Source organism: Pseudomonas sp. 11/12A, from assembly GCF_000800055.1.
In the GTDB taxonomy this organism is placed as follows: domain Bacteria; phylum Pseudomonadota; class Gammaproteobacteria; order Pseudomonadales; family Pseudomonadaceae; genus Aquipseudomonas; species Aquipseudomonas mohnii.
Genome location: NZ_JUGV01000001.1, coordinates 5261228 through 5279357, shown reverse-complemented (window position 1 = coordinate 5279357; position 18130 = coordinate 5261228). Strand labels below are relative to the sequence as shown.

Below are 18130 nucleotides of genomic sequence, written 5' to 3'. Positions count from 1 at the left end.
GGAATGAACGCACCTGTCGTGATCGTCGGCACCGGACTGGCGGGCTACAACCTGGCCCGCGAGTTTCGCAAACTCGATGGCGAAACCCCGCTGCTGCTGATTACCGCCGATGACGGGCGCTCCTACTCCAAGCCGATGCTCTCCACCGGTTTCGGCAAAAACAAAGACGCCGATGGCCTGAGCATGGCAGAACCCGGCACCATGGCCGAGCAGTTGAAAGCCGAAGTGCGCACCCACACGCGCATCAGTGGTATCGACCCGGGACACAAGCGCCTGTGGATCGGCGAAGAAGCGGTGTACTACCGTGACCTGATCCTGGCCTGGGGCGCAGAAACCGTGCGCGTGCCCATCGAAGGTGATGCGGCGGACTGCGTATTCCCGATCAACGACCTCGAAGACTACGCACGCTTTCGCGCCGCAGCGGCCGGCAAGCGCCGGGTGTTGTTGCTCGGCACCGGCCTGATCGGCTGCGAGTTCGCCAACGACCTCAGTCTGGGCGGCTACGAGGTGCAACTGGTGGCGCCGTGCGAACAAGTCATGCCGACCCTGCTGCACCCGGCGGCGGCTGCGGCGGTGCAGGCCGGGCTGGAAAGCCTCGGCGCACGCTTCCACCTCGGGCCGGTGCTCAATCGCCTGCAGCGCGTCGCTGATGGGCTGGAGGCGCACCTGTCCGATGGCCAGGTGATCCCGTGCGACGTGGTCGTGTCGGCCATTGGCCTGCGCCCGCGTATCGACCTGGCCGCCGCTGCCGGCGTGCAAGTCAATCGCGGCATCGTGGTCAACCGCCACCTGCAAACTTCCCACGCCAACATCTACGCCCTGGGCGACTGTGCCGAGGTCGATGGGCTGAACCTGTTGTACGTAATGCCCCTGATGAGCTGTGCGAGAGCGCTGGCCCAGACCCTCGCCGGTAACCCGACGACGGTCACTTATGGCCCGATGCCCATCACCGTCAAAACCCCGGTGTGCCCATTGGTGGTGTCCCCGCCGCCACGCGGCACGGAGGGCGTTTGGACCGTCGAAGGGCAGGGCGCCGACATCAAGGTGTTATGCCGCGATGCCGGCGGCAAACTGCTCGGTTATGCCCTGACAGGCGCGGCGGTAACTGAAAAACTGGCCCTGAACAAAGAACTTCCGGCGCTGCTGGCGTAAATACCGGTCGTTCTGTCGGAATCACCCCCCTTTTGCCCATACATTGGCCGCGCCGACACTGGCGCGGCTCCTCGCTGCGTGCCATCCTCACTCCCGTCTGCCGCAGAGTAGAGCACCTGCGGCGCTTTGGGCGCTGCTCCGCAGAGAGCAGCACGGACATAACAACAAAAAACCGTCAAAGGGGCTTCACTAATATGCGTAAACCAGAACTCGCCGCAGCAATTGCTGAAAAAGCAGACCTCACCAAAGAGCAGGCCAACCGCGTTCTCAACGCCGTTCTCGAAGAAATCACCGGCGCCCTGCACCGCAAAGACAGCGTCACGCTGGTAGGTTTCGGCACCTTCCTGCAACGCCACCGCGGCGCCCGCACCGGCAAAAACCCGCAAACCGGTGAGCCCGTCAAAATCAAGGCCAGCAACACCGTTGCGTTCAAGCCAGGCAAATCGTTGAAAGACAGCGTCAATCCGTAATCCGTCGCCATACCCTGCGTAGCAGGGGAGCCGAACAAAGAATGGGCACGCCAACCAGGTTGGGTGCCCATTTTTTTGGTTTTCGCGCCATCCCGGAAATTGATAACACATCACCTGTAGGGGCGAGCTTGCTCGCGATGGTCGTTAACGATAACGCGTGTGGACTGGATAAACGCGGCGCACGTGAGGTCATCGCCGGCAAGCCGGCTCCTACAGAATGTGTTTCGTTTGGTGTGGGAATGACGTGGCGAGTGGTTTGGCAGAAGGCTTTAATAATTGTGACTTGGTAGTCATCGTGCTGCTAATGGTTATGATCTCCTCTTAATGGAACTGAATACTGGCGTAATGGCTTGAAGCCGTTAAACTGCCCCGGCCGTTCATTTTCTTTTTGAGGCTTGCGCATGAAATTTCGTTTTCTGCTGTGGATGCTGGGTTTGTTGATGGGCAAGGCCAGTCGGACCAATCCTGCGTTTCAGCAGCAGTTGGGCGACAAGGAGTTGGTGTTTCAACTGCAGACCCTGGACGGGAAAGTGGCGCGGCATTTCCGGGTGAAGGATCAGCGCATTACCAGCAAGGCCGGTGTGTATGCCGAGCCTGCGTTTGCCATTGCCTTTAAAGACGCGGCGTATGGCTTTGCCACGATGCAGGCGAAGAACAAGCAGTTGGCGTTCATGACGGGTATTCAGGACAAGTCGATTCAGATCAAGGGCAACCCGGCGCTGGTGATCTGGTTCCAGGGGTTGACCAAGTATTTGAAGCCGAAGAAGGCCAAGCCAAAGGCTTGAGGTTGTTTCCGGCTGATAACAAGGAGTCGTCTCCAGCTTTTTGCCTTACGACATCCTACGGGTCTGATGTGTCGAGTGGTCGTGCCCTGTAAGTCTTGTATATCTGCTGGACTTCCGGATTGTCCAGGCTCTCGTAGGTGATGCCTTCCTTGTCCAGGCCATCCAGGCCACGGATGCTGCTGATGGTCGCTGGCCACTCGTCTCGACTGGCGATATCGACTACGAACGGTTTCAGGTAGTGATCGAGATGCCTCTCGCGAGGCTCTCGAATTTCATTACTGAGCGCCCGCAGGTAGTCGTCCTTGATGGTCTTTGACCAGTCGATGGCGAACCGGGCCCGATAGCAGAGCTCCATGAAGACCAACAGGATCGTGCGGCCGTTGCCGTCGAGAAAGGGGTGTGCGAATGCTAGTTGGCCCATTACTTCGCCAGGGCGATCTCTGAAACGTTTCTGGTTTGCTGCTAGCTCAAGCGCATAGTCGACAGACATCTTGATGGAGTTCGGATGCTCAAAGACGGTGCTTCGCGGATCGCCATGTAAGCCCTTGAAGACAGCCAAGTGAGGGACTAGCTCGCATCGATCTTTCCCTGCCCAAGGATAGAAGCCGGAGAAAAGGATCTCGTGAACTTTGAGGACTGACTTGTAATCGATTGGCTGGGTCTTGGCCAAATAGGTAAGAGCGTCTTCGATGCTCAGTTCGAAGGAAAAATGCTCTGATTCTTTAACTTCAGTGGGATCTTTCAGGCCCAGCGAGTTTTGAAGGTAGCCAGCCGTTTCGAAATCGCCGAACGGGTCAAAAGTCATGCGCTATGTTTCTTGGAGCGCCTCTCCTGAAGGTACCGCCCTTGGAGCACCAAGGCTTCTGATTTGCTCAGTGCGCCTTTTTTCTTCAGATTGACGAGCAACTGTTCAACGCCATCCAGCACGACGATATCACCAGCCAGACAGGTGATGGTCACGGCCATACGGCTCATGCCGTCAGGTTCGGCAGTGATCTTGTGGTCCTTGGCAAGCTTGCGGACTTGACTTGCAACACTATTAGCCGCTGTTTGGGTCATCGGAAAGCCCTCTATTTACGCTCAAATCTTAGCAGTGCGCTTGCTTTTTGTCGTTGCTGGCTCGTCGGCCAATGCATTTATGATGGGGATTCAAGACAAGTCGATTCAGATCAAGGGCAACCCGGCGCTGGTGATCTGGTTCCAGGGGTTGACCAAGTATTTGAAGCCGAAGAAGGCGAAAACTGTCGCCAAGGTTTGAGTGGGTCAGTCAGACTGGGTTGGATTCATCGCGGGCAAGCCCGCTCCCACAGGGATCACCTAAATCCTGTGGGGGCGTGGCTTGCCCGCGATGCTTTCAGCCCTGAGTGAATTGCGAAGCGAGTTCGCGCAGCAATACTTCGGCTTCAAGGACTTTGCTAACCACGTCGTCGGCCTTGTCGCGAGTCAGGCCCAGGCGTTCGAGCAGGGCATCGGGGATGTCTTCGTCGGGGCCGGAACCAATGCCGCGGCTACGCAGCAAGCGCACGCTCAGGCACACCAGGTTCGGGTACTCGGCGTAGTCGCCGTCGTAATGGGGGTCGTGCTGGAAGCGCAGCGCGGTGGCCAGTTCATCGGGCATGTCCCAGTAACGCATCAGCCATGCGCCGATCTGTTCGCGGCTGATGCCCAGCAAGTGTTGCTCGATGTAGCTGTGGCACAGATGCGGGTTGACCTCCAGGTGGCGACAGATCAGCGAGAAGTGCGGCGGGAACACGTGGGCCAGCAGCAGGTAGCCGAAGTTGTGCAGCAGGCCGGCCAGATAGGTCAGGCCGGCTTCCGGACGCTGGGCGCGCGGCATGGCGCGGGTCAGGCCTTCGATGACGGCGGCGGTGTAGATCGATTGCTGCCAGTAAGGCGTGCTGTGTTGCGGGTGGTCCTTGGGCAGGCTCAGGGTTTTGCCCAGGGCCAGGCCCAGCGCCAGGTTGATCACCAGGTCGAAACCCAGCACGCGCACGATGGCGTCTTCCACCGAACGGATCTTGCCCGGCGAAGCGTAGTACGGCGACGCCGCCCAGCTCACCACTTGCGCCGCCAGCGCCGGGTCAGTCTCGACCACGCCGGTGATGTCGTCGATGGTAGCGTTGGGGTCGACGCGCAGTTTGATGATCTTTTGCGCGGTCTCGGCCAGCGGCGGAATCTCGATGGTCGCTTCCAGGCGTTGCTGGATGCGCCGCGCGGTGAACGCTTGGACGGCCTGGGTGATTTCCTCGCGGTCGTCGTCGGGGCGGTCGAGGTTCGGGCGGATGCTGGTCAGCGCTTCGCCGAAGTTAGCGGCGCTGGCTTTACTCAGCATGGATTTGAAGGCATCGCTGGTGATTTCCAGCAGTACGCCAGGCTCACCGGAGTTGACCAGCACGATCGGCTCATGCAGCAGGCTTTCGTCGTACAGGCACGGTGAGCTGGTCAGTGCCGGCAGGCCGGGCAACAGGCTCAGGTTATGTTTGCCGAGCATCTTTTCCAGGCGCTCGGTCGGCACCGCAGTGAGGCGGCGGCCGGTGAGTTCGGTGAGGCGATTGAGGTCCAGCAATTGGCTTTGCGGGAACAACACCATCAGCGCACCGACGGCGTCATCAAGCAGCGCAGCTTGAACTTTGCGCGCGGGGTTCAGACCGTGGTGGTCGAGGACTTCCTTGTAGGCAATGCTCATTTTGCCCAGCAACAGCCGAATGACCGACGGCGCGTGCGGGGTAGCGGGTGCGAGGGCAACTTCGGTCATGGTCTGTATCCGTTTTAAAACAATGGCAGGAGTATAACCAGCTTGCTCGAACCCATCGCTCAGAAACTGAGACGGTGCTCACACTTGGCCGTATTGCTGCCCGTGACGCAACCAACGATCAAGTAATGGGCTGACGTGATCGGGCCAGCGTTCGAGCAAGGCCTGAGCGGCATCGCGCACCGCCGGCAGCAGGTCGGCATCGCGCATCAGGTCGGCGACTTTGAATTGAAGCAGGCCGGTCTGCCGCGTGCCGAGCATTTCACCGGGGCCGCGCAGTTCGAGGTCTTTTTCGGCGATGACGAATCCGTCATTGGTTTCGCGCATGATGCCCAGTCGCTGGCGTCCGATCTGCGACAGCGGTGGATGGTAGAGCAATACGCAATGGCTGACGGCGCTGCCCCGCCCGACGCGACCGCGCAACTGGTGCAGTTGCGCCAGGCCAAGACGTTCCGGGTTTTCGATAATCATCAGGCTGGCGTTGGGCACGTCAACGCCCACTTCGATCACGGTAGTGGCGACCAGCAGTTGCAGGTTACCGGCCTTGAACTCGGCCATCACGGCTGCTTTTTCGGCAGGCTTCATGCGCCCGTGAATCAGCCCGACTTTCAGCTCGCCGAGCGCGGCGGTGAGGTCTTCATAAGTGGTTTCGGCGGCCTGGCAGGTCAGCTCTTCTGACTCCTCGATCAGCGTGCACACCCAATAGGCCTGTCGACCTTCGGCACAGGCGCCGCGCACTCGTTCGATGACTTCGACGCGTCGGGTGTCGGTGATCAGCACCGTGTTCACCGGGGTTCGGCCGGGCGGCAATTCGTCGAGGATCGAGGTGTCGAGGTCGGCGTAGGCACTCATGGCCAGCGTGCGCGGGATAGGTGTCGCAGTCATGATCAGCTGATGCGGACACATGCGCCCGCCGACACCTTTCTGGCGTAACGCCAGGCGCTGTTGCACACCAAAGCGGTGTTGCTCGTCGATGATCACCAGTGCCAGGTTCTTGAACTGCACCTCGTCCTGAAACAGCGCATGGGTGCCGACCACCATCGGCGTGCCATTGGCGATTTGCTCCAGCGCGGCCACGCGGTTTTTGCCCTTGAGCTTGCCGGCCAGCCACGCGACTTCGATGCCCAAGGGTTCTAGCCAGCGCTTGAAGGTAATGAAGTGCTGCTCGGCGAGAATTTCGGTGGGCGCCATCAGAGCGACCTGATAACCAGCCTCCAATGCTTGCAATGCAGCCTGCGCCGCGACCACGGTCTTGCCCGCGCCGACGTCACCTTGAATCAAGCGCAGCATCGGCTCGTGTTGACTGAGATCGTAGGCGATTTCGTTGCCCACCCGGCGCTGTGCACCCGTGGGGCTGAAGCCGAGGTTGGCCAGGTATTGGGCCGGTAGCTTCGTGGCTTTGGGCATGGCCGGTGCGCGCAGCGAACGCATGCTCTCGCGCAGGCGTTGCTGGGACAGTTGATGGGTCAGCAGTTCTTCGAAGGCCAGGCGGTGCTGGGCCCAGTGGTGGCCGAGGGCGAGTTCGTCGACATCGGCATCGGCCGGCGGATGATGCAGGTAGCGGATCGCATCGGCCAGCGGTGCCAATTGATAGTCGCGGGCGAGTTCGGTCGGCAGCCAGTCGGGCAGGCTGGTGGGGCCGAGTAACGTCAGGGTCTGCATGCACAGTTGGCGCAAGCGCTGTTGCGTCAGGCCTTCGGTGAGCGGGTACACCGGCGTCAGGGTTTCGTCCACCGGCGGCGGCTCGTCGCCGGTAATGGCGCGGTATTCCGGGTGGTAGATTTCCAGACCCGACGCACCGGGTCGCGCTTCGCCGTAGCAGCGAATTCGCGTGCCGCGCTTGAGGCCTTCTTTCTGGGCGTTGCTGAAATGGTAGAAGCGCAGACTGAGTCCGCCGGTGCCGTCCTGCAGGCGCACCACCAGGCTGCGGCGTCGGCCCATGACCACGTCGGCGCCGCTGACCGTGCCTTCGATCACGGCGTCCTGCCCCGGGCGCAACGCACCAATCGGGACTACGCGCGTGCGATCCTGGTACCGCAATGGCAGGTGAAACAGGACGTCCTGGAGATTTTCCAGGCCGACCTTGGCCAGTTTCTCGGCCATGGCTTCGCCGACACCCTTGAGTGCCGTCACCGACACTTGCGACAACTCGGTCATGACGCTTGCTTAGCCGGCCACCACCGGTGCGGATGGCTTGGCCACCGAGCACAGGCGAATGGAGTCAGCGAGGATTTCAATGGCTTTCGGGCGCGGGAAGCTCGCACGCCAGGCGATGGCCACGGTGCGAAACGGTACCGGCGCCGACAACGGCCGAACTTCGATCACGCCAGGGGCGTAGTGATGGCTGTCGACGGCCGACAGCGGCAGGATCGAAATCCCGAGGCCGGAGGCAACCATGTGGCGGATGGTTTCCAGCGAGCTGGATTCCACGGTGGTGTGTTTGGCGCCGTCGTTACCTTTGGTCAGGGTCGGGCAGGCTTCCAGCACTTGATCGCGGAAGCAGTGGCCTTCGCCGAGCAACAGCAGGCTCTTGTCATTGAGCAGGCTGGCGTCGATGGATTCTTTTTGCGTCCATGGGTGCTGCGCCGGCATCAGGACGTAGAACGGCTCGTCGTAGAGTTGCAGGGTCAGGACGTCGGCTTCATTGAACGGCAGGGCGATGATGATCGCGTCGAGCTCGCCGTTGCGCAGCTTGTCACGCAGGATGTGGGTGAAGTTTTCTTCGATGTACAACGGCATCTGCGGGGCAACCCGGTGCAGTTGCGGGATCAGGTGCGGGAACAGATACGGGCCGACGGTGTAGATCGCGCCGACTTTCAGCGGGGCGGTCAGCTGGTTCTTGCCGGCTTGTGCCAGTTCGCGAATGCCTTGGGCCTGTTCCAGGACTTTCTGTGCCTGGGCCACGATGCCTTCACCAACCGGGGTCAGGCGCACGGCGCTTTTGCTGCGCTCGAAAATCAGCACACCGAGTTCGTCTTCGAGCTTTTTCACGCCTACCGAAAGGGTCGGCTGGCTGACGTGGCAACGCTCGGCCGCGTGGCCAAAGTGCTGCTCTTGGGCGAGGGTAACGATGTAGCGTAATTCTGTAAGAGTCATAGCAAGCGTCCATGAAGTTGCGGGCCAAGCATAACGCTTGCAATCGATAGACGCACGTTATCAGACAGTATGTGCTGAGTGACACCGGGTAATGCACGTTTGCCGTTTCCAGATAGGCGAAAGGCACCTTTTCGGTGCCTTTCGCATGGCGGAGCGAGCTTGCTCGCGATAGCGGTGCAACAGTCAACGATGATGTTGGATGTCAGGCAGCAATCGCGAGCAAGCCCGCTCCCACATTAATCAGCGTCGGCGTTTGTCTATCGAGTAAACAAAGGGTGCAACAATTTCGATGGAGCCATTTTTGAGCATCTCGGCCGGAGGTTTTGGCAGCGGCTGAGCACGGCGGATCATGTCCAGGGTCGCCCTGTCCAGATCGGCAGTGCCTGAGGCGCCCACCAGCTCGAATGACAGGACGTTGCCTTCGGCATCCACCACGAAACGCAGGCGGTTAATGCCTTCCTTTCCCCGTGCCTGTGCACTGGGCGGGTACTTTTTGTACTTTTGCAGGTGCGCCAGCAAGGTGCCTTCCCAACTGGCCTTGGCCGCTAGTTGAGCTGCCGATGGCCCAGGAGCGGGCTGAGCGGATTTCTCCGTTGGTGCCGGCGTTGGTGGTTCTTCGCTCGGTTTTGCTTCGGACGGCTTTTCCTTCGGTGGTTCCGGTTTTTTCTCCACAGGCTTGGGCGGTTGAGGCTTCGGCTTGGGTTTGACCGGTTTGGGCACCGCGATTTCCGCCTTCGGCGCTTCGGCGAGTTTCGGTATCGGCAGTTCCTCTACCGGGGCCGGTGGCTGTGGCGGTGTGACGACCTTTGGCGGTGCAGGCGGTGGCGGGGCGGGAAGCGGCGCCAGCTCGACCATCATTGCCTGGGGCGGCAATTCGATGGGCGGGCGGGCGGTCCAGTTCACGGCCAGCGCGATGGCCAGCGCATGAACGCCTAGCACCACGGCCAGGCTACCGCCATATCGCGTCAGCTTTTGGCGCGTCGTGATCATTTCTTGACTGCCGACTCGAGACCGACCAGACCCACCTTCAGGTAACCGGCGGAGCGCAGGGTGTCCATCACGCTCATGAGGTCGCCGTAATCCACGCCTTTATCGGCCTGGAAGAAGATCGTCGTGTCTTTCTTGCCCTGGGTCTTGGCGTCGAGCGTAGCGCCGAGTGCTTCGGCCTTCACTTCATCTTCGCCGAGGAACAGGCGTTGGTCAGCCTTGACGCTGAGGAACACCGGTTTTTCCGGCCGCGGCGCCGGTTTGGCGGTGGACGCGGGCAGATCGACTTTGATGTCCACAGTGGCCAACGGTGCCGCCACCATGAAGATGATCAACAGCACCAGCATCACGTCGATGAACGGCGTGACGTTGATTTCGTGATTCTCGGCCAGATCGTCGTCTGCGCCTTCTTTCAAATGCAGGCCCATGGCCGATTACCCCACTTTCACCATGTGCGGTTGCGAGCTGCGCTCGGGCTGGTGGTCGAGGTCGCGGCTGACCAGCAGCAGCACCTGTGCCGACGCGTCGGACACCTGAGCCTTGTAGCCGGCGATGGAGCGGGCAAACACGTTGTAGATCACGACCGCTGGAATCGCTGCGACCAGCCCCAGGGCGGTGGCCAGCAAGGCCTCGGCAATGCCGGGAGCCACGACGGCGAGGTTGGTGGTCTGGGTTTTGGCGATGCCGATAAAGCTGTTCATGATGCCCCATACGGTACCGAACAGGCCCACGAATGGCGCGGTTGAACCGATGGTGGCAAGCACGCCGGTGCCGCTGCTCATGTTGCGACCGCAGGCCGCCACCAGGCGTTCGAGGCGGAAGCTGACGCGTTCCTTGATGCCTTCTTTTTCGCGACTGTTAACCGACAGGCGCATCTCTTCGAGAGCGTCGTGCACCAACAGATTGGCGAGGGTACCTTCCTTCGCCGCCGCGACGCTGGCTTCCTTGAGCGAGGCAGATTTTTTCAGCTGGGCGATTTCACTGCGCAGGCGGCGCTTGGCGCCCATCAGCTCCAGGCCTTTGGCGATCCAGATGGTCCAGGTGATGATCGAAGCGATGGCCAGGCCGATCATCACGATTTTCACAATGATGTCGGCGTTTTTGTACATGCCCCATGGCGACAGGTCGTGGGCCATGCCCAGGGTGTTGTCGGCTTCGAGTACTTCGGGAGCGTCTTCGCCGGCGATCGCTTGTGTCTGCGCTGGGTCGTTGGCGACCGGAGTGACAACCGGGGCGGTGTGATCGGCTGGAGCCGGTGCGGTGGCGGAGGTCGGAGTGGCCGGCGCTTGCGCATCAGCGAACGCGGCGGCAGGCGCCAGCATCAGGCTGAACAGCAGGGCGGCCACCGCGCTCCAGGCACGAGGTCGTTTGGTTGGCAAAGCGGAGAGTTGATTACATGTCATGCTGGGCCGGACCTGAGAGGAAAATTCGATTAATGTTCTTCCAGGCCTCGTGAGGCCGAGAACAAAGTGGCGTGCATTATTGCAATTAATTCTTGTTAACAAAAGCGATAGAGTCTTTTTTTTCCTGCATTGCTAACCGCTCGTCCACTGTCGGCGCTAGCTTATCCGTTTCCGAGAGGAGTTTTTTTGATGTCCGCACCTTCTGTTCTGATCGCCGGTTGCGGTGATGTCGGCAGTCGTCTGGCCACGCAATTGTTGGCTTTGGGGTGGGAGGTTCATGGCCTGCGGCGTGACATTTCACGTTTGCCCGAGGGTGTCATCGGCGTTGCGGGCGACTTGTTCAATGAGGACTGTCCGGCCACCTGGCCAATCGGTGCCGTGGACTACCTGGTGTATTGCGCGGCCGCTACCGATCACGATGAAGCCGGCTACCGGGCTGCTTATGTCCAGGGCTTGCAACACGTTCTGGGCTGGTTGGACGACTATGGGCAGGTTCCTGAACGCTTGTTGTTCGTTTCCAGCAGCAGTGTTTATAGGCAGCAGGAGGGCGAGTGGGTTGACGAGACTTCGCCAGCGGTGGCGGCGGGCTATTCCGGTCGCGTGATGCTCGAAGCGGAGCAGATTGCCCTTAAGAGCGGCATCCCGGCCAGTATTGTGCGGTTGACCGGTATTTATGGTCCGGGCCGCGAGTGGTTGCTGACCCAGGTGCGCCGAGGCTATCGCGTGGCGGTCGATCCACCGTTGTATGCCAATCGGATCCATGCCGATGACGCTGCAGGGTTGATGGCGTTTTTGCTTGAGGCTGCTCGACGTGGCGTGGCGTTGGAGGATGTCTATATCGGCGTCGATGACGCGCCCGCAGCGTTGGCGGATGTGGTGGGTTGGTTGCGCGAGTATCTGGGTGTGACCGAATGGGCCGACGATGCCAGCGTGCGCCGCACCGGGAGCAAGCGCTGCAGTAATGCCCGGGCAAAAGCCTTGGGCTGGGCGCCGAAGTATCCGAGTTTTCGCGAAGGGTATGCAGCGATTATCGATGGGCGCTGCTGACGTTCAGGCGCCACAAACACCTGTGGGAGCGAGCTGGCTTGCGATGACGGCCTGACAGTCAGCATATGATGTTGAATGTGATGGCCTCATCGCGAGCCAGCTCGCTCCCACAATATTTTTGTATGACTTACTGCTTCTCGAGCAGCCACTTGCGATCACCCGGTGTGAACGAAGGCATCTCGTCTGCCTGTGCGGTGTTCACGGTCTGGAAGATTTCCAGTTCTTTGCCTTTACGGGTAAAGATCCACGCATTTCCTTGCCCGTTGAGTTGCAGCCACATGTTGTCATTGCCGCCGCTCATCGACGCACAATCGCCCGCCAGGCACAGTGCGTAGCGATCAGTGTTCGGCAAACCGGTCACCTGGCCGTCGGCCTGGAACTGCACGGTATTGCCTTCACCTGGACCGCTGACGATTTTCCAGCTACCGCCCATGTAAGCCGAATACAGCGCGCGTTCGAAGCTGGCGCCAATCGGTGCGCCCTCCGGTACCGGGATCAGTGCGCGGTCGAAGACTTGCGCCGGCTCGTTGTCGCTGGCGGACTGGCTAAGTTGCTTGCCGTCACGTTTCAACTCGCTGGCCGAGCTGCCATAAAAGTCGATTTTCCAGGCGCCGGACTCTTCGCCCAGCATCTTGCCTTCGACATTTTCAAAGCCATTGGTGTAGCGGGCCTGACCGGCCTTGGTGTTGACGTTCCATTCCAGGTTCGGGCCATAGGTCTGGAGCGCCTCACGCAGGGGGACGCCTTTGGATGCAGTATCGATCGCCGCCTGATTGATCCAGGTGCCGCTGATATCACGGTCGGCAGGGTTGCTGGCACAACCGCCCAAGAACAGGGCGAGCAGCGAGAGAGCAAGCGCTTTGCGCATGGTGGAATCCTATCAAGCTTTCCTTACAGCAGAGCAGTCGGCGCAGCCAGAGGCTGCGCCGGACGCATTACTCGATGACCAGAATGGCATCCATTTCAACCTGCGAACCCTTTGGCAGGGCCGCGACGCCAATGGCGGCGCGGGCTGGGTACGGTTGGTCGAAGTACTTGCCCATGATCTCGTTGACCTTGGCGAAGTGGCTCAGGTCGGTGAGGAAGATGTTCAGCTTGACGATGTCCTTGAACGAACCACCGGCGGCTTCAGCCACGGCCTTGAGGTTCTCGAAGACCTGGACGGTCTGGGCTTCGAAGCCTTCAACCAGTTCCATGGTTTTTGGGTCCAGAGGAATCTGACCCGACATGTAAACGGTGTTGCCAGCCTTGATCGCCTGGGAGTAAGTACCGATGGCGGCCGGGGCCTTGTCGCTGGTGATAACGGTCTTGGTCATTGATGACTCCTTGTAATGGGTGGCTTAGGCGCGCATCCGAGTGATGCGGATCACCCCGGTCAGGGCGCGCAGTTTCTTGATCACGCGGGCCAGGTGCACGCGGTCGTGCACGCTGACCACCAGTTGGACCACGCTGATGCGACCATCGCGTTCGTCCATGCTGATTTTTTCGATGTTGCCGTCGGCCGCGTTGACGCTGCTGGCCAGCAGGGCGATCAGGCCACGCTGGTGTTCCAGCTCGACGCGCAGTTCGACATTGAATTCGCCGGTGACATCCTTGGCCCACGAGAGCTGGATGCATTTTTCCGGATTGTGGCGGATTTCGCTGATGTTGCGGCAGTTGTCCAGGTGCACGACCATGCCTTTGCCTGCGGACAGGTGGCCGACAATCGGGTCGCCCGGGATCGGCGTGCAGCACTTGGCGTAGCTGAGCACCAGGCCTTCTGTGCCGCGAATCGCCAGTGGACCTTCCGGGCTCGGCAGCTGTTCGCCTTCCCCGAGCAGGCGTCGGGCGACGACGTAGGCCATGCGATTGCCCAGGCCGATGTCTTCCAGCAGGTCTTCGATCAGCTCGAGGCGATACTCGGTGAGCATCGCCTGGATGCGCTCGGCCGGGATTTTTTCCAGCGTGCTGTCGAAGCCGTTGAGGACTTTGTTCAGCAGGCGTTCGCCCAGGCTGATGGACTCGGAGCGGCGTTGCAGTTTCAGTGCATGGCGGATGTGCGTGCGCGCCTTGCCGGTGACCACGAAGTTGAGCCACGCCGGGTTCGGACGCGCGCCCGGAGCACTGACGATTTCGACCGTGGAGCCGCTTTGCAGGGGTTCGGACAGCGGCGCGAGTCGACGGTTGATCCGGCAGGCAATGCAGCTGTTGCCGACGTCGGTGTGCACTGCATAGGCGAAGTCGACTGCCGTGGAGCCCTTGGGCAACTCCATGATCCGGCCTTTGGGCGTGAACACGTAGACCTCGTCCGGGAACAGGTCGATCTTCACGCTTTCGATGAATTCCAGCGAGTTGCCGGCGCGCTGCTGCATCTCCAGCACGCCTTTGACCCATTGGCGCGCGCGGGCGTGAGTGCCTTTTGGCTGCTCGTCGCCGCTGGATTTATACAGCCAATGGGCGGCGATGCCGTTGTTGGCCATCTCTTCCATTTCGCGGGTGCGGATCTGGATTTCGATCGGAACGCCATGCATGCCGAACAGCGTCGTGTGCAGCGACTGATAGCCGTTGGCCTTGGGGATCGCGATGTAATCCTTGAAGCGTCCCGGCAACGGTTTGTACAAATTATGCACGGCGCCCAGGACGCGGTAGCAGGTGTCGACCTTGTCGACGATGATCCGGAACGCGTAGACGTCCATGATCTCGTTGAAGGCCCGGCGCTTGCCACGCATTTTCTTGTAGATGCCGTAGAGGTGTTTCTGCCGACCGCTGACCTCGCCCTGAATGCCATCGATGGCCAGGCAGTGGCTGAGGGATTCCTCAATCTTGTTGACGATTTCCTTGCGGTTGCCCCGGGCGCGCTTGACCGCCTGGTAGATTCGCGCGGAACGCATCGGGTGCATGGCCTTGAAGCCGAGGTCTTCGAATTCTATGCGGATGGCGTGCATGCCCAGCCGATTGGCGATGGGCGCATAGATTTCCAGGGTTTCCTTGGCGATGCGGCGGCGTTTTTCGCCGGACAGCACTTCCAGCGTGCGCATGTTGTGCAGGCGGTCGGCCAGCTTGACCAGGATCACGCGAATGTCGCGTGCCATGGCCATGGCCATTTTCTGGAAGTTTTCAGCCTGGGCTTCGGCCTTGGTCTCGAAGTTCATCTGGGTCAGTTTGCTGACCCCGTCGACCAATTCGGCCACGGTTTCACCGAACTGCGCTTGCAGTGCTTCCTTGGCGATACCGGTGTCTTCGATCACGTCATGCAGCATGGCTGCCATCAGGCTCTGATGGTCCATATGCATTTCGGCAAGAATATTCGCCACCGCGAGAGGGTGCGTGACGTACGCCTCGCCACTGCGGCGGCGTTGGCCGTCGTGGGCTTGTTCGGCGTAGAAATACGCCCGGCGGACCAGGTTGACCTGGTCCTTGCCGAGGTAGGTCGATAAGCGATCGGCGAGGGCGTCTATGCTCGGCATGATGACTCCTGCCGCAAGCTGTGTTCCCGCGCCGTGCTACGTCGACCAGGCATAGGCTTAGACGGCCTCGTTGGACTCGTCCTCGAATGCAGCAAAAAGCGGTTCATCTTCAACGATTTCGGCTTCGGCGATAGCTGCGTAGTCGATCAGGCCTTCAGCGATTTCACGCAGGGCGACGACGGTAGGCTTGTCGTTTTCCCAGGCTACTTTCGGCTCTTTGCCGCCGGTGGCCAGTTGACGGGCACGCTTGGTAGAGAGCATGACCAGCTCAAAGCGGTTATCCACGTGTTCTAGGCAGTCTTCAACGGTTACGCGGGCCATGGTCTTCCTCGTAGCAAATGCAATATGCGCGCTGCCCGGATGGGCGAGCGGACTCAACAGTTTAAAAAATCACCAGCGATTAGGGAAGCGCTGATTTTTGACCAAGCCCTTCAACGCGCTGCAAGTGCCAATGTAAAGCCCTTGCAGCGGTTTTGGGAAGAGCTGATTAGTCGAGCAATTCAGCCAGCAACTTGCCAAAACGCTGTTGTTGGCGTTTCTGCTGCAGCTGATTGGCGCGGAAAATCGCCTTCAGGTCGTTCAGTGCGTGGGCGAAATCGTCGTTGATGATCAGGTAGTCGTAGTCGACGTAGTGGCTCATTTCGCTGACAGCTTCGCGCATCCGGCCGTCGATGATCTCGTCGCTGTCCTGGCCACGGTTGGTCAGGCGCTGGTGCAGGGCCTGAAGCGATGGCGGCAGAATGAAGATCGAGCGGGCCTTGGGCATCAGTTGACGCACTTGCTCGGCACCCTGCCAGTCGATTTCCAGGATCAGGTCGTGGCCTTCGTCGAGGGTCTGCTGCAGGTGGCTTTGCGAGGTGCCATAGAGGTTGCCGAAGACTTCGGCGCGCTCGAGGAAATCCCCGTGCTCGATCATCTTCACGAACTCGCTGCGTTCGACGAAGTGGTAGTTCACGCCGTTCACTTCACCGGGGCGCATGGCACGGGTGGTGTGGGAGATCGATACGCGGATCTCCGGATCGGCGTCGGTCAGGGCCTTGACCAGGCTGCTTTTGCCCGCGCCTGAAGGGGCGGAAATGATGTACAGGGTGCCGGTGCTGTGGGTCATGTCGGGAATGCCTTACTCAATATTCTGCACTTGTTCGCGCATCTGCTCGATCAACACCTTGAGGTTGACCGCAGCCTGGGTGCTGCGCGGGTCGAAGGCTTTGGAGCCCAGTGTGTTGGCTTCGCGGTTGAGTTCCTGCATCAGGAAATCCAGGCGCCGCCCGGCAGCGCCACCGGACTTGAGTACCCGGCGAACTTCGATGATGTGAGTGCTCAGGCGATCCAGTTCTTCGGCGACGTCGCTTTTTTGCGCGAGCATGACCATTTCCTGCTCCAGGCGCTGCGGGTCCATCTCGGCTTTCATGTCGGCGAAGCGGTCGAGGACTTTCTGGCGCTGGGTGGCGAGCATCTGCGGGACCAGTTCGCGCAAGGTCACCACGTCTTCTTCAATGGAGGTCAGGCGCTCGTTGATCAACCGCGCCAGCTCTGCGCCTTCGCGCTCGCGACCGGCCTTGAGTTCTTTCAGGCCCTGGTTGAACAGTGCGAGTGCTTCGGCGTTCAGCGCTTGCGGGTCGGTGGCATCGCCTACCAGTACGCCGGGCCAGGCCAGGACTTCGAGGGGGTTCAGCGCTGCCGGATTTTTGATCAGGCTGGCGATCGTCTCGGCGGCGGCGACCAATTGCGCGGCGCGCGCCTGATCGACTTGCAGCGGTTTGCCCGTGTTTTCTTCGGTGAAGCGCAGGGTGCATTCGAGCTTGCCTCGGGACACGCCCTGGCGCAGCGCTTCGCGAACGGCGCCTTCGAGGTCACGAAAAGACTCGGGCAGACGCAAATGGGGTTCCAGGTAGCGGCTGTTGACCGAGCGCAGTTCCCAGCTCAGGGTGCCCTGAACGCTGGCTTTCTCGACGCGGGCGAAGGCGGTCATGCTGTGCACCATGGAGGTACCTCGCAATGCAGATCGGCCGGAACAGCGATTCCGGTCATCCGATATCAATGAATTTAAGCCGACTGGCAGCAAAGGCGCAGGATTGTAGCGCAGTGGCGCGGATGCGCCCAAACACAGGCTGTCACAAATGGCTGCAACGCTCCGGCGATGGGCTGTTCAGAGCCTTCGGTCGTCGGAGGATTTTTTTAGAAGTGCCCAGCGGTGGCCGTCGGCTCTATAATGCTCCGCAGTTTTCCGTCCCCGTACAGGTATCCCTTATGAAACGTCCAAGTGGTCGCGCTGCCGATCAGCTCCGCTCGATCCGCATTACCCGCAACTACACCAAACACGCCGAGGGATCTGTACTGGTCGAGTTCGGTGATACCAAAGTCATCTGCACCGTCAGCGTGGAAAACGGCGTGCCGCGTTTTCTCAAAGGTCAGGGCCAAGGCTGGTTGACCGCCGAATACGGCATGCTGCCGCGTGCCACCGGCGAGCGTAACCAGCGTGAAGCGAGTCGCGGCAAGCAAGGCGGCCGTACCCTGGAAATCCAGCGCCTGATCGGTCGCTCCCTGCGTGCCGCGCTGGACATGTCCAAGCTGGGTGACGTCACCCTGTACGTCGACTGCGACGTGATCCAGGCCGACGGCGGCACCCGCACCGCGTCCATCACCGGCGCCATGGTTGCGCTGGTCGATGCCTTGAAAGTGATCAAGAAGCGCGGCGGCCTCAAAGGCGGCGACCCGCTCAAGCAAATGATCGGTGCCGTTTCGGTGGGTATGTATCAGGGCGAGCCAGTGCTTGACCTCGATTACCTGGAAGACTCGGCTGCCGAGACCGACCTGAACGTGGTGATGACCAGTACCGGTGGCTTCATCGAAGTCCAGGGCACTGCCGAAGGCGCGCCGTTCCAGCCTGAAGAGCTGAACGCCATGCTCGAGCTGGCGAAGAAAGGCATGAACGAAATCTTCGACCTGCAAAAGGCTGCGCTGGCCGACTAACCGGAATGATCCAAGGCAA

Annotated in this window: 19 protein-coding genes and 1 pseudogene; 6 read left to right on the top strand and 14 right to left on the bottom strand. The window is 60.4% G+C overall.

Annotated elements, in window-relative coordinates; genetic code table 11:
• Positions 1 to 3 precede the first annotated feature (3 nt).
• The 3 genes from GQ39_RS24355 (at position 4) to GQ39_RS24345 (ending at position 2407) form a co-directional block, all read left to right on the top strand.
• Positions 4 to 1152 carry an NAD(P)/FAD-dependent oxidoreductase gene (locus GQ39_RS24355; protein ID WP_047535164.1) on the top strand — a complete coding sequence of 383 codons (1149 nt, stop codon included), beginning with the start codon at positions 4 to 6 and terminating at the stop codon, positions 1150 to 1152.
• Between the two features lie 194 nt (positions 1153 to 1346).
• On the top strand, positions 1347 to 1622 hold the full coding sequence (locus GQ39_RS24350) for an HU family DNA-binding protein (protein WP_003213368.1): 276 nt from the start codon (positions 1347 to 1349) through the stop codon (positions 1620 to 1622).
• 401 nt (positions 1623 to 2023) lie between these two features.
• Complete coding sequence (locus GQ39_RS24345; protein ID WP_047535153.1) at positions 2024 to 2407, top strand: hypothetical protein; 384 nt, start codon at positions 2024 to 2026, stop codon at positions 2405 to 2407.
• 55 nt (positions 2408 to 2462) lie between these two features.
• On the opposite strand, the gene GQ39_RS24340 is transcribed toward GQ39_RS24345, so the two are convergent.
• Both GQ39_RS24340 and GQ39_RS24335 read right to left on the bottom strand, forming a co-directional pair.
• The gene (locus GQ39_RS24340) at positions 2463 to 3212 is read right to left on the bottom strand and encodes a Fic/DOC family protein (RefSeq protein ID WP_047535151.1); all 750 of its coding nucleotides are present in this window, start codon (positions 3210 to 3212) and stop codon (positions 2463 to 2465) included.
• The gene (locus GQ39_RS24335) at positions 3209 to 3466 is read right to left on the bottom strand and encodes a hypothetical protein (protein WP_047535149.1); all 258 of its coding nucleotides are present in this window, start codon (positions 3464 to 3466) and stop codon (positions 3209 to 3211) included. Before GQ39_RS24335 ends, GQ39_RS24340 begins: the two co-directional genes overlap by 4 nt.
• Before the next feature lie 73 nt (positions 3467 to 3539).
• Between GQ39_RS24335 and GQ39_RS31835 the strand changes: the two are divergent.
• Positions 3540 to 3665 (top strand): annotated as a pseudogene (locus GQ39_RS31835) (helicase); the annotation flags it as partial.
• 96 nt (positions 3666 to 3761) lie between these two features.
• On the opposite strand, the gene GQ39_RS24330 reads toward GQ39_RS31835, so the two are convergent.
• The 6 genes from GQ39_RS24330 to exbB all read right to left on the bottom strand — a co-directional run bounded on the left by GQ39_RS24330 (position 3762) and on the right by exbB (position 10645).
• Positions 3762 to 5162, bottom strand: coding sequence for an aminoacyl-tRNA deacylase and HDOD domain-containing protein (locus tag GQ39_RS24330; RefSeq protein ID WP_047535146.1), 1401 nt, complete (start codon positions 5160 to 5162; stop codon positions 3762 to 3764).
• Positions 5163 to 5240: 78 nt separating this feature from the next.
• Positions 5241 to 7316, bottom strand: a complete 2076-nt coding sequence (recG, locus tag GQ39_RS24325) for an ATP-dependent DNA helicase RecG (RefSeq protein ID WP_047535143.1) — start codon at positions 7314 to 7316, stop codon at positions 5241 to 5243.
• Between the two features lie 9 nt (positions 7317 to 7325).
• Entirely contained in the window at positions 7326 to 8255 is a 930-nt protein-coding gene (locus GQ39_RS24320) for a hydrogen peroxide-inducible genes activator (RefSeq protein WP_047535140.1), read from the bottom strand.
• 240 nt (positions 8256 to 8495) lie between these two features.
• A complete protein-coding gene (locus tag GQ39_RS24315; RefSeq protein ID WP_047535137.1) occupies positions 8496 to 9245 on the bottom strand; it encodes a TonB family protein in 750 nt (249 codons plus the stop codon).
• Positions 9242 to 9670, bottom strand: a complete 429-nt coding sequence (gene exbD, locus GQ39_RS24310) for a TonB system transport protein ExbD (RefSeq protein WP_047535134.1) — start codon at positions 9668 to 9670, stop codon at positions 9242 to 9244. The genes GQ39_RS24315 and exbD overlap by 4 nt, the downstream gene beginning before the upstream one ends.
• 6 nt (positions 9671 to 9676) lie before the next feature.
• Positions 9677 to 10645 carry a tonB-system energizer ExbB gene (exbB, locus tag GQ39_RS24305; protein WP_047535131.1) on the bottom strand — a complete coding sequence of 323 codons (969 nt, stop codon included), beginning with the start codon at positions 10643 to 10645 and terminating at the stop codon, positions 9677 to 9679.
• A 189-nt stretch (positions 10646 to 10834) separates the two neighbouring features.
• On the opposite strand from exbB, the gene GQ39_RS24300 reads away from it, so the two are divergent.
• Positions 10835 to 11692: an SDR family oxidoreductase gene (locus tag GQ39_RS24300; protein ID WP_047535128.1), complete on the top strand. Its 858-nt coding sequence runs from the start codon at positions 10835 to 10837 to the stop codon at positions 11690 to 11692.
• Between the two features lie 127 nt (positions 11693 to 11819).
• Here the strand turns inward: GQ39_RS24300 and GQ39_RS24295 are convergent, their stop codons facing one another.
• The 6 genes from GQ39_RS24295 to GQ39_RS24270 all read right to left on the bottom strand — a co-directional run bounded on the left by GQ39_RS24295 (position 11820) and on the right by GQ39_RS24270 (position 17122).
• Positions 11820 to 12560 carry a hypothetical protein gene (locus GQ39_RS24295; RefSeq protein ID WP_047535125.1) on the bottom strand — a complete coding sequence of 247 codons (741 nt, stop codon included), beginning with the start codon at positions 12558 to 12560 and terminating at the stop codon, positions 11820 to 11822.
• Positions 12561 to 12627: 67 nt separating this feature from the next.
• The gene (locus GQ39_RS24290; RefSeq protein WP_003229509.1) at positions 12628 to 13008 is read right to left on the bottom strand and encodes a RidA family protein; all 381 of its coding nucleotides are present in this window, start codon (positions 13006 to 13008) and stop codon (positions 12628 to 12630) included.
• A 24-nt stretch (positions 13009 to 13032) separates the two neighbouring features.
• Positions 13033 to 15138: a bifunctional GTP diphosphokinase/guanosine-3',5'-bis pyrophosphate 3'-pyrophosphohydrolase gene (gene spoT, locus GQ39_RS24285; protein ID WP_047535119.1), complete on the bottom strand. Its 2106-nt coding sequence runs from the start codon at positions 15136 to 15138 to the stop codon at positions 13033 to 13035.
• A 57-nt stretch (positions 15139 to 15195) separates the two neighbouring features.
• Positions 15196 to 15459 (bottom strand): DNA-directed RNA polymerase subunit omega, encoded by a 264-nt coding sequence (gene rpoZ, locus GQ39_RS24280; RefSeq protein ID WP_007921129.1) that lies wholly within the window; start codon positions 15457 to 15459, stop codon positions 15196 to 15198.
• A gap of 166 nt (positions 15460 to 15625) precedes the next feature.
• Positions 15626 to 16246 carry a guanylate kinase gene (gene gmk / locus GQ39_RS24275; RefSeq protein ID WP_047535114.1) on the bottom strand — a complete coding sequence of 207 codons (621 nt, stop codon included), beginning with the start codon at positions 16244 to 16246 and terminating at the stop codon, positions 15626 to 15628.
• Positions 16247 to 16258: 12 nt separating this feature from the next.
• Positions 16259 to 17122, bottom strand: a complete 864-nt coding sequence (locus tag GQ39_RS24270) for a YicC/YloC family endoribonuclease (protein ID WP_047535111.1) — start codon at positions 17120 to 17122, stop codon at positions 16259 to 16261.
• 266 nt (positions 17123 to 17388) lie between these two features.
• Here GQ39_RS24270 and rph point away from each other — a divergent pair, with 266 nt between their 5' ends.
• Positions 17389 to 18111, top strand: a complete 723-nt coding sequence (gene rph / locus GQ39_RS24265; RefSeq protein WP_047535109.1) for a ribonuclease PH — start codon at positions 17389 to 17391, stop codon at positions 18109 to 18111.
• Positions 18112 to 18130: the final 19 nt, after the last annotated feature.

Bases quoted from the DNA above. Each gene is read 5' to 3' on its own strand.
- GQ39_RS24355 (WP_047535164.1), top strand. From the start codon at position 4: ATGAACGCACCTGTCGTGATCGTCGGCACCGGACTGGCGGGCTACAAC.
- GQ39_RS24350 (WP_003213368.1), top strand. From the start codon at position 1,347: ATGCGTAAACCAGAACTCGCCGCAGCAATTGCTGAAAAAGCAGACCTC.
- GQ39_RS24345 (WP_047535153.1), top strand. From the start codon at position 2,024: ATGAAATTTCGTTTTCTGCTGTGGATGCTGGGTTTGTTGATGGGCAAG.
- GQ39_RS24340 (WP_047535151.1), bottom strand. From the start codon at position 3,212: ATGACTTTTGACCCGTTCGGCGATTTCGAAACGGCTGGCTACCTTCAA.
- GQ39_RS24335 (WP_047535149.1), bottom strand. From the start codon at position 3,466: ATGACCCAAACAGCGGCTAATAGTGTTGCAAGTCAAGTCCGCAAGCTT.
- GQ39_RS24330 (WP_047535146.1), bottom strand. From the start codon at position 5,162: ATGACCGAAGTTGCCCTCGCACCCGCTACCCCGCACGCGCCGTCGGTC.
- recG (WP_047535143.1), bottom strand. From the start codon at position 7,316: ATGACCGAGTTGTCGCAAGTGTCGGTGACGGCACTCAAGGGTGTCGGC.
- GQ39_RS24320 (WP_047535140.1), bottom strand. From the start codon at position 8,255: ATGACTCTTACAGAATTACGCTACATCGTTACCCTCGCCCAAGAGCAG.
- GQ39_RS24315 (WP_047535137.1), bottom strand. From the start codon at position 9,245: ATGATCACGACGCGCCAAAAGCTGACGCGATATGGCGGTAGCCTGGCC.
- exbD (WP_047535134.1), bottom strand. From the start codon at position 9,670: ATGGGCCTGCATTTGAAAGAAGGCGCAGACGACGATCTGGCCGAGAAT.
- exbB (WP_047535131.1), bottom strand. From the start codon at position 10,645: ATGACATGTAATCAACTCTCCGCTTTGCCAACCAAACGACCTCGTGCC.
- GQ39_RS24300 (WP_047535128.1), top strand. From the start codon at position 10,835: ATGTCCGCACCTTCTGTTCTGATCGCCGGTTGCGGTGATGTCGGCAGT.
- GQ39_RS24295 (WP_047535125.1), bottom strand. From the start codon at position 12,560: ATGCGCAAAGCGCTTGCTCTCTCGCTGCTCGCCCTGTTCTTGGGCGGT.
- GQ39_RS24290 (WP_003229509.1), bottom strand. From the start codon at position 13,008: ATGACCAAGACCGTTATCACCAGCGACAAGGCCCCGGCCGCCATCGGT.
- spoT (WP_047535119.1), bottom strand. From the start codon at position 15,138: ATGCCGAGCATAGACGCCCTCGCCGATCGCTTATCGACCTACCTCGGC.
- rpoZ (WP_007921129.1), bottom strand. From the start codon at position 15,459: ATGGCCCGCGTAACCGTTGAAGACTGCCTAGAACACGTGGATAACCGC.
- gmk (WP_047535114.1), bottom strand. From the start codon at position 16,246: ATGACCCACAGCACCGGCACCCTGTACATCATTTCCGCCCCTTCAGGC.
- GQ39_RS24270 (WP_047535111.1), bottom strand. From the start codon at position 17,122: ATGGTGCACAGCATGACCGCCTTCGCCCGCGTCGAGAAAGCCAGCGTT.
- rph (WP_047535109.1), top strand. From the start codon at position 17,389: ATGAAACGTCCAAGTGGTCGCGCTGCCGATCAGCTCCGCTCGATCCGC.